Source organism: Methanobacterium bryantii, assembly GCF_002287175.1.
Lineage (GTDB): Archaea > Methanobacteriota > Methanobacteria > Methanobacteriales > Methanobacteriaceae > Methanobacterium_D > Methanobacterium_D bryantii.
This window is the reverse complement of the sequence record NZ_LMVM01000012.1, coordinates 575,479-590,607: the sequence shown is the minus strand read 5'-3', so window position 1 is coordinate 590,607 and position 15,129 is coordinate 575,479. Positions and strand designations below refer to the sequence as shown.

Annotated in this window: 16 protein-coding genes; 9 read left to right on the top strand and 7 right to left on the bottom strand. The window is 32.0% G+C overall.

Features of this window, described 5'->3' with window-relative positions:
• Positions 1 to 300: 300 nt before the first annotated feature.
• Entirely contained in the window at positions 301 to 1,152 is an 852-nt protein-coding gene (locus tag ASJ80_RS08415) for a TIGR00269 family protein (protein ID WP_069585101.1), read from the bottom strand.
• 226 nt (positions 1,153 to 1,378) lie between these two features.
• Between ASJ80_RS08415 and ASJ80_RS08410 the strand changes: the two genes are divergently transcribed.
• The 3 genes from ASJ80_RS08410 to ASJ80_RS08400 all read left to right on the top strand — a co-directional run bounded on the left by ASJ80_RS08410 (position 1,379) and on the right by ASJ80_RS08400 (position 4,148).
• A complete protein-coding gene (locus ASJ80_RS08410) occupies positions 1,379 to 1,684 on the top strand; it encodes an MTH1187 family thiamine-binding protein (RefSeq protein WP_083241042.1) in 306 nt (101 codons plus the stop codon).
• 258 nt (positions 1,685 to 1,942) lie between these two features.
• A complete protein-coding gene (locus tag ASJ80_RS08405) occupies positions 1,943 to 2,464 on the top strand; it encodes a PsbP-related protein (protein WP_069585097.1) in 522 nt (173 codons plus the stop codon).
• Positions 2,465 to 2,768: 304 nt separating this feature from the next.
• Positions 2,769 to 4,148 (top strand): DUF2142 domain-containing protein, encoded by a 1,380-nt coding sequence (locus ASJ80_RS08400; RefSeq protein ID WP_083241041.1) that lies wholly within the window; start codon positions 2,769 to 2,771, stop codon positions 4,146 to 4,148.
• Between the two features lie 190 nt (positions 4,149 to 4,338).
• Here ASJ80_RS08400 and ASJ80_RS08395 read toward each other — a convergent pair whose 3' ends face one another.
• From ASJ80_RS08395 to ASJ80_RS08385, 3 genes are all read right to left on the bottom strand, one after another.
• On the bottom strand, positions 4,339 to 5,082 hold the full coding sequence (locus tag ASJ80_RS08395) for a mechanosensitive ion channel family protein (protein WP_069585093.1): 744 nt from the start codon (positions 5,080 to 5,082) through the stop codon (positions 4,339 to 4,341).
• 359 nt (positions 5,083 to 5,441) lie between these two features.
• Complete coding sequence (locus ASJ80_RS08390; RefSeq protein ID WP_069585091.1) at positions 5,442 to 6,539, bottom strand: DegT/DnrJ/EryC1/StrS family aminotransferase; 1,098 nt, start codon at positions 6,537 to 6,539, stop codon at positions 5,442 to 5,444.
• Positions 6,540 to 6,848: 309 nt separating this feature from the next.
• Positions 6,849 to 7,742 (bottom strand): CPBP family intramembrane glutamic endopeptidase, encoded by an 894-nt coding sequence (locus tag ASJ80_RS08385; RefSeq protein WP_083241040.1) that lies wholly within the window; start codon positions 7,740 to 7,742, stop codon positions 6,849 to 6,851.
• A gap of 507 nt (positions 7,743 to 8,249) precedes the next feature.
• Between ASJ80_RS08385 and ASJ80_RS08380 the strand changes: the two genes are divergently transcribed.
• Complete coding sequence (locus tag ASJ80_RS08380; RefSeq protein ID WP_069585086.1) at positions 8,250 to 9,419, top strand: tRNA (guanine(10)-N(2))-dimethyltransferase; 1,170 nt, start codon at positions 8,250 to 8,252, stop codon at positions 9,417 to 9,419.
• A 147-nt stretch (positions 9,420 to 9,566) separates the two neighbouring features.
• Here the strand turns inward: ASJ80_RS08380 and ASJ80_RS08375 are convergent, their stop codons facing one another.
• Positions 9,567 to 10,259, bottom strand: a complete 693-nt coding sequence (locus tag ASJ80_RS08375; protein ID WP_069585084.1) for a hypothetical protein — start codon at positions 10,257 to 10,259, stop codon at positions 9,567 to 9,569.
• A 362-nt stretch (positions 10,260 to 10,621) separates the two neighbouring features.
• Between ASJ80_RS08375 and ASJ80_RS08370 the strand changes: the two genes are divergently transcribed.
• The 5 genes from ASJ80_RS08370 (at position 10,622) to ASJ80_RS08355 (ending at position 13,879) form a co-directional block, all read left to right on the top strand.
• Positions 10,622 to 11,203 carry a DUF4013 domain-containing protein gene (locus tag ASJ80_RS08370; RefSeq protein ID WP_245837533.1) on the top strand — a complete coding sequence of 194 codons (582 nt, stop codon included), beginning with the start codon at positions 10,622 to 10,624 and terminating at the stop codon, positions 11,201 to 11,203.
• A complete protein-coding gene (locus ASJ80_RS17490) occupies positions 11,203 to 11,415 on the top strand; it encodes a hypothetical protein (protein WP_245837532.1) in 213 nt (70 codons plus the stop codon). Before ASJ80_RS08370 ends, ASJ80_RS17490 begins: the two co-directional genes overlap by 1 nt.
• Before the next feature lie 168 nt (positions 11,416 to 11,583).
• Positions 11,584 to 12,300 carry a DUF4013 domain-containing protein gene (locus tag ASJ80_RS08365; protein WP_069585082.1) on the top strand — a complete coding sequence of 239 codons (717 nt, stop codon included), beginning with the start codon at positions 11,584 to 11,586 and terminating at the stop codon, positions 12,298 to 12,300.
• Positions 12,301 to 12,464: 164 nt separating this feature from the next.
• Entirely contained in the window at positions 12,465 to 13,148 is a 684-nt protein-coding gene (locus ASJ80_RS08360) for a DUF4013 domain-containing protein (protein WP_069585080.1), read from the top strand.
• 233 nt (positions 13,149 to 13,381) lie between these two features.
• Positions 13,382 to 13,879, top strand: coding sequence for an Lrp/AsnC family transcriptional regulator (locus ASJ80_RS08355; protein ID WP_048081816.1), 498 nt, complete (start codon positions 13,382 to 13,384; stop codon positions 13,877 to 13,879).
• Positions 13,880 to 13,934: 55 nt separating this feature from the next.
• Here the strand turns inward: ASJ80_RS08355 and ASJ80_RS08350 are convergent, their stop codons facing one another.
• Positions 13,935 to 14,279 carry a hypothetical protein gene (locus ASJ80_RS08350; protein WP_141705209.1) on the bottom strand — a complete coding sequence of 115 codons (345 nt, stop codon included), beginning with the start codon at positions 14,277 to 14,279 and terminating at the stop codon, positions 13,935 to 13,937.
• 1 nt (position 14,280) lies between these two features.
• Entirely contained in the window at positions 14,281 to 14,898 is a 618-nt protein-coding gene (locus tag ASJ80_RS08345; RefSeq protein ID WP_069585076.1) for a DUF2953 domain-containing protein, read from the bottom strand.
• Positions 14,899 to 15,129: the final 231 nt, after the last annotated feature.

Here is a 15,129-nt window from a genome sequence, read left to right as displayed (position 1 = left end):
TTTTTGGGCTGCAAAATTCTATGAATTTTGCAAGCTGTCAAAATCTTTGATTTTGACGCGACAAATACTAAGTATTTGTCCGCTGCGATTTTTACGGTCACAAAAACCTTCGAAAACTGTTAAATCTTTGATTTGACGCATCGAAAATTGTAAATTTTCGAATGCTTTGTTTTCGAGGTTTCAAAAATCGAAGATTTTTGAAGACCGACAGTTTTTGTGAACATGAGCGTAATTTAAAAAGCATGTATCTCTCCAGAACAGCATGCCTTACAAAACACCCATTAACACGAAAAACACAAACTAATCACCCAAATAACCCCCAATCTCTTCAAGCATTTCGCATGCTTTACAAACATCCATTGAAGATGGTTCACCGCATTTTTTACACTCATACAAAGTCGCGGGCTTCTTTTCAAACTGGAATGTTTGGTCAAATGATCTAAGTATATTCGCTTTGGTTCCCTTTCTCTCTGATTCAATCTTGTTTAAAAATCCCTTTATTTTAGACCTTGCAGACATATGAGAATAAGGACATTCTGCAAAATGAACATCTATGTCATTTAAAACTGCCCATGTTCCTACATCTTTTTCAGGTACATTCCAGAGAGGTTTAATTCTTGGAATGAGTTTTTCATGAATGGTATTCAGCTTCGGTCCAAACTTTGAAAATCTTCTAAAATCCGCCCTTGCAAATGTCATAAGGAATGATTGTATTTCATCGTCAAGGTTGTGACCTGTTGCAATTTTACAGGCTCCAACTTCATAAGCTGTTTTGTTCAGTAAGTATCTCCTGAAAACTCCGCATGGTATACATGCGCTCTTATAAAAACTAAAAATATCATCAAGTTTAAAATTAAATTCATCTAAAAACGATTTTTCAATTAATTTAACCCCTATCTCTTCAGCATTTTTCCTTGCTGCTTCCACACCTTCATTTCGGTATCCAGAAATTCCTTCATCAATAGTTATGGCCACCAAATCAAGATTATATTCCTCTTTAAATTTGTTCAGCATATGCAATGTTAAAATACTGTCTTTTCCACCTGAAAGGGCCACTGCAACTTTTTCATTATGTGCCAGCAGCCCATATGTTTCTATTGTTTCCTTCACATTGTTTTCAATGTTTTTGTTGAATTCTTCCTGAGCAACCATAACAGATCAAAATAGGTTTGCAGATTATTTGAGAAATAGTTTATGTTAAATTAAAAACTTCTGGAGAATTTTCTTAAAATCATTGGAAACTCATGAAAAAAAGGATTTTCAAGACATCTGATGCTTTCTTTTTGTAATTTACAATTTTAAGCCTTAAAAATCCTTAATTTTTGTTACTTATTTCACTTAAAAATGTTGATATACTAAATTAAACATATAATTTATTATGATATCTGCAGAACTAACCATAGTCCCAGTTGGGACATGTGATACAAGCATAAGTAAATATATAGCTGCTGCTACATCTGCATTAGAAGATAACGGCATTAAATATAAACTAACCGGGATGGGCACTCTAATTGAAACAAATGACCCTGATAAACTTTTCACTGCAATAAAAGCCGCTCACGAATCAATATTTAGAGAAGGCGTGCAAAGAGTTGAAACCCACGTAAAGATAGACGACAGAAGGGATACAGACAAAACAATGGAAGAAAAAGTGGGTTCAGTTGAACAAAAAATGGGAAAATAATCATTTCCAGTTAAATAGCAGTATTTAATTTTAATTTTTTAACCTAATTTGAATGCCGGTTAATATCAAACCCCTCTTTTTCTAATTAAGATAATATAAATCAAATTTTATTCTAATTTACGGTTCTATTCGTTTAATGGAGTTACTCCACATCACTTCCCCCATCAAAGATCTATCTAAAAAAATTTATATTCAATGGAAATAATCCTAATTATACTCAATCACATTATCCCAATTAAAAAATACAGAGGTTATCATTTGAATAAGATTGTACTCATAGTTCCAGTTTTAATTTTCATAATTGCCGTATCTGGTTGTACTTATGAAGACAGGGGCCCTGGCGTAAACAATATCTATAATAAAAGCGGGATCTACTTTGAATATCCCCATGAATATACAATTAAAGAAGTTAATAGTACAAATGGAGTATTTGTAAAAGGTGTAAGCGGCTGGGACTATAACTGCACATTTAAAATATCCAAAGAATCCCTTGATAGTACTGGAAAAGTTGATGGAGTAAGTATAAACGATCTGAAAAACACTGCTAACCTTACTGCAGCCAATTATACGGTTGAAGAAGTTCAAAATATAACCATAAACGGCACCCAAGCTCTTGATATAATTTATGCCCATTATAACGTCCCATATGTTAAATATGAGTCAATATATTTTGATAAAAACGGGAAAAGATACAATATATTATTTGAGTATAACGGTGTTGGAGTTACAGATACTCGAGCAGTTGTAGCAATTACAGGTACTTTTAAAGTGCTCGAATAGTTAATTATTTTTTCTAAATTTTTAACCACATTTACTTTTAATCAATAGATATCACTTGTTTTGAGCAATTCACCAATATCATTAAAGAAAGTTTAAATTGTTATTTTGATAAATTCACTAACAATAAATCAAAACTTTTTGAATACTCATCGATACCCAACATTGTACCTAACAAATGGTCAGATTTCATAGTTGAAGTCAATAATACATTATCCAGATACGGGATAAAGTGTAAGTAAAATTAAATACAAACGGAATATTTTGCCGGTTTACTTTTTATATAATTAAATCTATATCTCTTGTGATGAATAGAATTAAGAGTTTAAATCCACAGTATGTATTTATTATTCTGGGATTGATTTACGGAATAGCTTTTTTAGTATTAATTCCTCCTTTTCAGGTTCCTGACGAATATGAACATTATTATAAGTCATGGGATATAAGCAATGGACATCTAATTCCTGAAAAAATAGGAAATAAAGCAGGGGTTTCAGTTCCCGAGTCTGTAAAAATCATGACAGACAACATCTATCAAAAATGGAAATACTACATTTTAAACAATCAATCAATGGACATGAGATATCTATTAAATCTTCCACTTAAAAGCAGTAATAATACTTTTGTAGATATTTCAAAGTATGCTGTGGTAACTTATTCCCCACTTCCCTATTTAGCCTCGGGATTAAGTATAGCTCTTGGAAAATTGTTTGATTTGTCCCCATTAATACTGATGTATTTAGGGAGATTTGGAAATCTATTATTATGGTTATTTATTGTATTTTTAGCAATTAAAATAACCCCTGTGTTTAAATGGGGTTTCTTAGCCATAGCTTTAATGCCAATGACACTATTTCAGGCAGCTTCCCTCTCGGCAGACAGTATAGCCATTTCATTATCATTTATTAGCATTGCAATTTTCCTTAAATTAGCTCTAGATGACAGCATTAAACAAATAACATCGAAACACATTGCAATAATCGTACTAATTACTTTATTACTGGGTTTAGCTAAAATGCCGTATATCATGCTGATTCTCCTGTTCTTCTTAATCCCTTCCAAGAAATTTGAAGGCAGGACCAAAATGTTCAAGATATTTGGACTTATGTTTTTACTCGGTGTTCTGGTAATTGCATTCTGGAATTTTATGGTTAATGGACTGTACATGCCCCTTGATCCCGGCATATCTATCCAAGATCAATTAATTTATATTTTACATTATCCTATAGACTTTATTCAAACCCTGTTAAACACTTCCTCCCAGTATGCAGGAGAACTTCCATTTATAGTGGTCGGTAACTGGGCTTACGCAAATTCACCTATTCCAAACCTGATTTACTACATGTATTTCTTTATAATACTATTAGTAGCTGCTTTCGATAAGGGCTCTTTTAAAATAAATCTAAAGCAAAGATATACTATTTTAGGAGTATTTTTGTTAATTACAGGAACCATTTTTGTCTTAGAATATCTCACATGGACATATACTGGAGCACCAGTAATACATGGGATTCAAGGCAGATATTTAATTCCAGTACTACCGTTGCTGTTTTTAACCCTGTATGAAAAGAATGAAAGAACTAAAAACAGGCTGTTAGTTGAATTGATGTTGAGCTTGCTTATCATTCTAATCATGTCAAAAGTAGTGCTTATTTTTATAAACTATTACTATGCACTTTATTTCTAAAATAAATGGAATTTTCAAATCTTATTTTTTATAAATTATTACTGCATGCGTTATTTCTAATAAATAAATGAAATTCCCAAACACTATTTAAACTACTAACTGCTTTATTTCTAAAATAAAAAGAAATCCCCAAACATTTTTTTGTTTGGGTTCCAAAATTTTAATTTTCAAATAGCAAATTGTGCTTAAATTACCGGGGCATTCCTTCTCCAGGTTCTCTGAACTCTTCTTTTTCGCTTTCTCCTTCCATTTTTTTAGCTTTGCTTTCTCCAGTTTCTGCCATTTTCCGTAAATAGTCTGCCACAACATCTTTGGCCCCTACTCCTACAGCGATTCCTATTGCAATTGCTAGACCCGCAGAAATTCCCCATGCCAGCGGAACCAGGAAAGTGTATATAATTGCAGTTTGAATACGCCATTGGTCTAATGCAATTACAATTACCACCAGTGAAAGAAGAGCCTGTAACCCCATAACTATCCAGTTAGTGAATGGAACATCTTCCCCTTTTAGCATGCTTCCTACCCATTTCATGAGGAAGTTAACTGCTATTAATCCTATTACAAGTACCAGCACACCTGCTATAAGGTTAGGTATATATAATACTACTGCATTCAAGAAATCAGCGAAAATCGGTATGTTTAAGACGTTTACAGCGGCCATTATGAATATCAGGTATATGAACCATTTAAACAGTGAACCAAATAGTCCTGATACCGTCATTCCAGACTTATCCAGAGTTGCACCAAAATCAGTTTTACTTACCGTTTCATCAATTTTGGTTTTCTGGAGCAGTTTAGATAAAATTCCGCCAGCTACACGCCCTACAATCCATCCAATTATCAGGATTATAATAGCGCCAATTAAAGCTGGGAGGAACTGAATTATCATATTCGCAGAATCTGTAAGGCCTTGTTGCACATTTTCAAAAACCACGTTATCAACCTCCAAAAAAATTTTCTATTTTTTTGGGGTTCTCTAAATTCTATGAATTTTTGAGAACATCCAAAATTTTTTAACGAAAATTTTGGGGTTCAGGAAAATGCACAGCATTTTCCTTCACTCCACACCATACAATTATTATATAATAAGTTCTATAAAAATTAATACTTTTTAATAATTAAGTATTAATAATTATTTAAAGCACATCCCTATTTAAAAAATAAATCATAAAACGTGATAATATTAAAAATAAATATTCTAAATAACTATTTTTCAAAAAACAAGTAAAAATAAAGTTATATTTTACTAAAAAATAATTAACCAGATTTACCAAAAAAAATAAAATCTTTAAATTATTTAAAAATTTTATCTGAAGCATCTTGAAGTACAGATACTATTTTTCCAAAATCTTCAGCAGTTAAGGTAGGATTTACAGGGAGAGATAAAACTTCAGCCGCTGCTTTTTCCGCTTCAGGACAATCGGCTGTGTATCCTAAATCTTCATAAAGTTTTTGGTTGTATATAGTCCTAGGATAATGAACTCCAGTTCCAATTCCTTCATTGTTTAAAAATTCCTTTAGTTCATCTCTTTTACCATTTTCTACCCTTACTGTGTACTGATGGAACACATGCCTGACATTTTCAGCCACATATGGTGATTCAATCCCTTCAATTGAATTTATATGCTCAGTTAAATATTCTGCATTTTCTATTCTTTTCTCATTGAACTCTTCAAGCCGTTTAATTTGAACTACACCTATTGCTGCTGCGATATCAGTCATTCTAAAGTTATATCCCAATGTAACATGTTCATATCTTTCACTTTCACCATGAGCCCGTATAGCACGTGCATCTTTGTCAAATGCATCATCATCAGTGGTTATTATACCGCCTTCACCAGTGGTAATATTTTTTGTAGGATAAAAACTGAAACACGCCATATCTCCAATAGACCCTACTTTTTTACCGTGGTAAATAGCTCCATGAGCCTGTGCAGCGTCTTCTATTATTTTTAAGTCATGATCTTCCGCTATTTTACATATCTGATCCATATCTGCAGGCTGTCCGTACAAATGAACCGGTAATATAGCCTTTGTTTTATCTGTTATAGCTTCCTCGATCTTTTCAGGGTTTATATTGTATGTTTTAGGGTCTATATCCACAAATACAGGTTTTCCACCAGCATAAAGGACAGAATTTGCTGTTGCAGCAAAGGAAAACGGAGTGGTTATTACTTCATCGCCTTTACCAATTCCAGCACAAAGAATGGCAACATGTAATGCTGTGGTCCCAGAACTTGTAGCAACAGCATGTCTAGTGCCAATATATTCTGCAAACTTTTCTTCGAATTCAGCAACTTTTGGCCCTTGTGCAATGAATCCAGATCTTAAAACAGCCTCTACTTCCTTAATTTCTTCATCACCAATAAATGGTTTAGCAATTGGTATCATCAAGTATCACCTTTAATTAATCAAGATTAGTTTAAAGTAAAAATAAACGATAAACATCAAACAACAATTATCATCTCACCCATCGTTTATTTTTATAATATTTATTTCAACTTTCAAATATTTAAAGTGGCTTGAGTTATTTAAATTTTTATTTTAAAATGATAGTTTATTATTTGAATGCGCTTTTTCAATTTAAATTAGGCTGAATTAAAAATTAATTGCTTTAAAATTAACCATTTTTTAGTTATATTCACTAAAACTGCTTTTTGCATATCTCCTAAAAATAGATAAAAAGTAATTTAAATAAATTTAATTAGGTTCTGCGTCTTCCCATCTAAATATATCCCTTAATTTATCTTTTTTATTCCAGAATATAATTACCACTGCAATTACAGCGGCTGCTGCTGTTGTAAGAATATCACCCGAAGGACTGGATGAAGTCATCATGATAGATGGTAAATTACCAAATATTCCGTCGGGGGTACTGACTATGAGCACCGCATAAAGATTATTCATAACATGTATTCCAATTGCAGTTTCTATACCATCTTCCCCTAAAGTTATAATACCCAGCGCTATACCAATTATAACTGTCTCAATTAATGGAAATACGCTTAAAGTCATACCCGTCCCATTCATAATGTGTCCAATACCGAACAAAAATGAAGTAGCCAGAAGGGGTACAATTGGTTTTTTACTTAATAAACCCACTCCCTGCATTAAATATCCCCTGAAAAATACTTCTTCAAAGGAGGCCTGTATTGGAAATGTTATCAAACTTAAAATTAAAAGCATTCCAAATGTACTGGGGTTAAAAGTTAATTCATAACTTGCAGGATTAATTAAATAGAAAATTAAAGTTAACATCCCCAGTATTAAAAACCATAAAACTGCTCCTTTTAACATTCTACCCCAATTAATCCTTGATTTAGTAGTAAATAACGATATGAATAGTCTTTTATGTATAAAACGTGTGCATAAATAAAAAACGAAATAAGAAGCCGTAAAGCCAATTAATGCCAGTGCTACCAGAAACAGCGAATTCGATTGAATAGATTGAATATTTAAACCCACTGCAGAAATACCATTTTGCATAATTAAAAATACTACAAAAAGCACAGCCACAAGAATTCCTACTATTCCCTGTATTCCCCATGTCGCTACAATCGTAACAATATATCTCCACCAGCTATTTTTACCCAATTCTGCATTATATAAAAATGGAATTTTTGATATAATTATTCCCCCATTAGCTCTAGTACTAGAGTATAACTATTTGTATTTAATTATTAATAACATTCATTCATTTGATTTGTAGTGCATAACCAAATGTTATGGATTAGTTTATCTATAAAAAATGTATTTACATGCTTTAAAACTAAACCTAAATTTATTAGTTTAAAAAAGTATGTTACTGTAACATAAATAAGTTGTATAAAATCATATTTACTTCTGTATTAGAAAAATGATTTTAGCCTGATAAAAATAATTAAATTATAATGCAGTTCAGTTTGTTCCATTAAAAATCTAATTTTTAATTAATTGCAACACTTTAAGTAATTTAATTTCAGGGAAATGAATTTAAAGTTATAAAAGATTAAATTAATAATTGAATTTACTATATTTTAATAATTCTAAAAAATTTGTATTTGATTAAATTTACCTATTCAATTTATTTAAAAACAATCATAAAAAGGGCATGGTTAAATTATGGACACTAAAATCATTCATGAAGGGCTTGTAACGATTAAAACCCCAGAATTTGATAAAGTATCGTCTAAAGCTCCCGTTTTTTACAATCCCGTGATGGAACTTAACAGAGACATATCTGTAATTGCAATAAAGACATATAAAGAAGAATTAGAGCATGAAATTAGCATATGTGATGCTTTTGGAGGAAGTGGAATCAGAGGTGTGAGATATGCAAAGGAGATAGAAAATGTCTCCAGGGTAGTTGTAACTGATATAAACCCCCTGGCAATCCAATTTGCAAATGAAAATATTGAAATAAACGATTTAGACAACATAAAAACATGCAAAGAAGATGCAAACATCTTACTTAGGAAATGCAAAGGAAAATTCGACATTGTTGATATAGATCCATTTGGTACCCCATCTTATTACATGGAATCTGCAGGAATTAGTTTAAAAGCAGGAGGAATGATCTGCGCAACAGCTACTGACACTTCAGGACTATGCGGGACATATAAAGATCCATGTGTTAGAAAATACGGTGCCATGCCCCTTAAAACTGAATACTGTCATGAGCTAGGGGTTAGAATTCTTGCAGGATTTATTGCAAGGACATTTTCCAAATATAAAAAGTGCATTGAAATATTATTCTCACACAGTACTGAACACTACATGCGAATATATGCAAGGGTCAAAAAAGGAGCAAAGATAACAGACGAATCCCTAAAAAAGGACATAGGATACATATTGCACTGTGAAAACTGCCTCAATAGAACTGTAATTCAAGGTATAACTCCTAAAACCAGTTCTATCTGTCCAGTATGTGGTAAAAATTTTAAGACTGTAGGTCCCCTGTGGTGCAGCAGTATTTTAGATCAGCAGTTTATAGAAGCAATGCTAAAAAATATGGAAAATACAAAAATAAACCAGGAAAAAAAAGCATCTAAACTTTTGAATATGACATATGAAGAAGCAAACGGTCCTGCAACTTTTTATGACCTCCACCAGATCTGTAAAAAAATGAAAACAAGTTCTCCTCGCCTTGATGCTGTTTTAGAATTAATTAAAGAAGAGGGATATTTCGTATCAAGAACTCATTTTAAACCTACAGGAATTAAGACAGACGCTCCGGTGGATAAACTAAAAGAAATAATTTCGCGCTTAAATAAAACATGTAACCCGGTTTAATACTCTTTGAAATAGATAACCCAAATATGACTTTGAAATCTCTAAGTCTGAGAAGTACGTTTATGTAATTGAGAAAAAATCACTTTTCATATTTTAAAATCTAAAAATAAAATAAGTAAAAAATAATTTTAATGCTTAAAAATGAATTTACTCATAATCAAGCATCCCATGTGTATAATAATACTGGAGCGATGAAGCGTGCGACAGCTCGAAATTCCTGTAAGGATCACCTATGTACGGTAAAAGCATCCCTTTAAGCGTATAATAATATGCAGGGATTATTCCATATTCTCTTCTCACTATATCAAAAAACAATGGATATCCACAGCCCTGAGTTATCATAGGGTTTCCACTTCTTGCCGTTCCGTGCCATACCATTGGAATAGGGCCTACCTGACCATGTTCCTTTGCAAGCTCATAGACATGATCCATCGCCTCTTCATAGGTTTTGTAGACTTTTCCATCAGATTTGTAGGTATATCTGCCATCAGGAACACCAAATAATGCAACTTTAAGTGAATCAAAATAGTTTACATTACCTGCAGCACCGTTACCCTGAGTATCATGGAACGCCAGTTCTATTATATATACATCTCCTTCCTTATAGCTACGATAGTTCGAGCTTCCAGCAAAGTGCACAACTAGAGCACATTTTGACCCTCTCTCTTCCGCATATTTTGCAAGCAGTTCAGAGTGCGGATGTCCAGGGTACATATCTGGATTAGCAAGTTTGACAAATCCTAGCCTTCCTAATGGTTCTATATCTCCATTTGCACTTGAAGCATAAATATAGCCTCCAATGAGCAATAAGATTACTATAACGACTATTCCCCATTTCATTTGTTCACCTGCACTTTGCATATGTGCAATAAATATTAATTTAATTTGTAATAATTGTAAATATTTGCTTAAAGCCAGTTATTTTTGTTTTTTCGGTTTTAAATCAAAGTATAATTAACCTTAAATATGATTTTTCATTATAGTAGTTAAATTTTTGCCCTATTAATGATCTTAATTAAAAATAAAATACTTATAAAAAACCGAAAAAACACTTATTTACTGAAAATAAAAACAAGACAAGTTAAATATTTACTTTTTAATTATTAAATTTTATTATTTTTATTAAACATTATCACTTAATATATGCTGAGCTTAATAAAATGAATTGGCACATGCCAAAATTAAAAAAAGGAGGTTAAACTATGGATATTGGAGATGTAGTCTCAGATGCCTTAAAATACCCGCTATCAGACTGGACTAAAATCCTGATATTAGGAATTATCCTGGTGATTGCAGGCATAGGAAATATATCAAGATCATTCATGGCAGATAGCACATTAATATCAGTTTTGGGGATTATTGGATTTATTGTTGGATTATTAGGATATGGTTACTTCTTTAAAATCATAAAATCAAGTTTAGCAGGAATTTCAGAGCTTCCATCATTCGATGACTTTGTTACTATGTTCATAGACGGCATTAAAGTAGCTGTAGTCGGTTTTGTTTATTCAATACCTGCCGTTATATTAATACTAATCTTTGCAGCATCAATTATAATATCATTAATTTTAAATCCATCATCAATTCCTATAGGGGCGCTTATTGGAGCTGGAGTTGGGATTATCCTTGCGATGTTATACATGATTATAATTACCCCTATAATCGCAGTTGCAGTGGCAAATATGGCTTACAATGACGGTGAATTTAGTGCAGCATTCAGATTCAGCGAAATATTCGACAAAATAGGAGCCATAGATGGGGAAACCTTATACTATGGTACATAGTGACAATAATTGTTTATATAGTCATTGCTGCCATAGGTGGAATTATAACTGGCCTTTTCAGTTTAATTAGCCCTGTACTAACAGTAGTGTTAATGGCATTAATTGTAACACCTTATCTACAGATGTATGTCGCTAGATCAGTAGCATTGCTATACAGTTCTCAAGATGTGATATATGGATCCCAGCAAACAGGAACTGCACATTCAAAATAAACAAATTTCTTTATTTTTATTTTTTATCCTTATTTCAAATATAAAATCCACTTTTACAGTGTCTATACCTATCACTAATTTTTATTTTGTTAAACATTATCTTTATATACGTGAATGATTCAAATAACAAATCGTCTATGCTAAAACTAAAAAAGGAGGTGGATAAATATGGACATAGGCGACATAGTAGGGGATGCAGTTAGATATCCTTCACAAGATTGGAAAAAAGTACTTGAATTAGGAGTATTTGCTCTTTTAAGCATGGTGATTATTGGAATTCTTTTCGTACCAGGATATGTACTTAGAACATTAAAAGCGACTTTAGCAGGTTCTGATGAACTTCCTGAATTCGGTGATTGGGGCGAAATGATTATAGACAGTCTTAAAGTAATTGTGGTTTCTATAGTATACAGCATTATACCAGCGATAGTAATATTAATAGGCATATTTGGATCAATAGCTTCAATGCAAAATATAGGAAATTTAGTGTCTCCAGTAGCAGCAATTGGCCTGTTAAGTGGAGTAGCAATCATTGGTGTTATCCTTTGGATTCTGTTTGCTTTATTCCAGACCATGGCAATAGCAAATATGGCACTTTATGACAGCGACCTTGGAGCAGCATTTAGATTCAGCGAAATACTTGATTTAATCAAATCAATTGGATGGGTTGACTATATAATCTGGTTTGTAGTAATGATCATTATAGGAATTGTTGTAGGAGTTATAGCATCTATATTAGGTATAATTCCAATAATTGGCTGGTTAATAATGATCCTAATATTATATCCATACGCATATCTATTGTATGCAAGATCACTTGGATTATTAGTTACATCAGAAGACCTGTTTGCAACAGAAGAAAAAACTACATACGCAAGGGAATAAATTCCTTTTTTATTTTTTTATTTTTTATCTTTATTTTAAATTTAAAATGCATTTTGCAATATATACCCATCACCCTTCTATTTTGCTGAACATTATCTTTATATAAGTGAATAACTCAAATAACAAATTGTCTTATGTCAAAATTAAAAAAGAGGTAAATAAATATGGATATAGGAGAAAATATATCGGATAGTATTAGATATCCCACATCAGATTTGGGAAAGCTTTTGATACTAGGAATAATAATGATTATCCCATTAGTGAATTTTATAGGTATAGGCTACTTTTTAAGAGCTTTGAAATCAAATTTAGCTGGAATATCAGAACTCCCCAACTTTGATGATGTTGACGAATTATTCATTGAGGGTCTTAAACTATTCATAGTAGGAATAATTTACAGCATTCCAGTTTGGATAATAGCTGCAGGCTTAGGAGCAGGCCAAAATATAGTCATGAATGCAGGCATGCTTTCTGGAGCTGCTTTATATGCATTAGTCCTAGGCTACATAATTTATGTGATATTAGCCATCATTATAGGGTTTATAGAGATCATTGCAGTAGCCAATCTGGCATATAACGATGGCGAATTTAGTGCAGCTTTTAGATTCACTGAAATACTTGATCATATATCCCAGATCGGATGGGTGGATTATATAATTTGGTATATTGTAGTGGTGTTAGTATCTTTAATTATCGGTTTAATTGCAGTAGCTATCACATTTGTACTCGCAATTACAATTATTGGCATTATATTAGTTCCAGTGCTTTTCATCTTAGTACTGGCATACTTATCACTGTTCTATGCAAGATCATTATCATTGCTATTCTTACCCAAAAATGAGATATAATTCTCACGAATCAGTGCAAGAACCTTCAAAATAAACCAATTTTCTTTTTTTATTTTTTCATAAAATTTAACTTAAAATTTAGATTTTCCTAAAAAAATAGTTTTGTTTTAAATAAGTATATATTCTCATCAAACCAATTAATTTTATAAGAATGTGCAACGTATTTAAATTATAAATTGATAATATGTAAACATTGTTCATAATTTTCATTAATTAAAAATACAGTGATAAAAATGAGAGATGACGAGGGACCAACCAAACTAGATGAAATTGACAGGAAAATTCTTAACTTATTAAATGAAGACGGAAGAATGTCTTACAGGAAGATTTCACGTGAATTAGATATATCCGTAGGTACAGTTCACAACAGAGTTGATAAATTTACAAAAACAGGGATCATTAAAAAATTTGTTCCACTTCTAGATCACTCTAAAGTTGGATATAAATTAACTACTGTAATTGGCGTCAAAGTCAAAGGCGGAGTTTTACGAAATTGGGAAGATAAAACAGCCTATAACAAAAATGTACTTGGCATATATGATGTTACTGGCGAATATGATGCTATATTAATAGCTAAATTCAGAGATACAACCGAACTTGATGCGTTCATAAAAGAGCTCTTAAAAGAACCAGATGTACAGAGAACATACACTCAAACCGTTTTAAATATAGTAAAAGAAGATCTTGGATCTTCCGAAATCATCGAAGAAGAAGAAAATAACGAAAGTTAATCTCTAAAAAGTAAACTACTACTCATTTTTTTAACCTCAAAAAAATGGATAGTAATTACTGTTTTTTACTTTCTTTAAAGACCATCTCTATAAATTCATCAGAATTAATTTCTTTTCCTGTAAGTGAAATAGCATATTTTTCTCCAGACTCTTCTATTACCAGCGCAATAGGAAAAATCTCTATCCCTCTGAAATTAGGCATGTTATTTCCTATAGTTACAACTTCAATTATTGGATAAATAGTTCTATCTGCTGCTCCAATCGGTTTTCCAACTACTTTATCCCATTTGGGCATTTCTATATTACAATTTCTACAGAACTCTTTAAACATGGAGGGTATATCTTTTTCACCCCTATTTTCACGGCCAAATATTTTTTTTGTGCCACATAAAAAATTCATTTTAGACAAACACTCCTCTTAACTTTCTGAGTTCCCAAAGAAGGGATCTAACAGGTCGCTTAGTTAAAACCTTTAGAGATGTTGCAACTATTCTAAGTAACCTTAATTTCACTTTAATATTTAATGAGCCTTCTAACCTCTCATTTCTAAGATCAGGCTCTACCGAGAAATATGTATTTGGAATTACATTTATTATTGCAATTACTGAATAGAAAAAACCACCAACAATTGCAGTATCTGCAACTTCTCCCAATCCAAAAATAAGATTAAATGCTATTCTTTCTATAGAAATAGATCTTAAAAAGGACTCCATTATATCCACAAAGTAAGGTAAAGATTCCATAAAATCAGGAATGACTTTTGGAAGCATATCCAGAAGTACATCGAGAAGTTTTTTAAAATCAAATTTACGCTTAGGCTTTTTTTCTTTCTTTTCTTTTTCAGGTTGTATAAGTTCTCTATCTATAATCTTGATTTTCCACCACCTAATTCTTAAATAGCCCTGATTAATTTTATTTTGCCTGAATAATTCCAAAGAAATATGAAAAGGAACCACCAGAATCCCTATTATGATCAGCACTATAATAAGAATTATGATGGCTGCAATGATGTTTACCACTTATAATCCACTCTTTATTTTAATTTTCGCTGGTGATCAAAAATTCATAGCCAACAGAAATCTGTCAAAATCTATGATTTTGACGCGCAAAAACTAGGTTTTTGCTGCCCTCGAACACTATGTGTTCTGGGCCTACAAATCTTTGATTTGTGGCCGAGAAAACGTAGTTTTCCACGGCATTAGAAATCTATGAATTTCGAGGGCCCAAAAATCATAGATTTTTGAGGATTT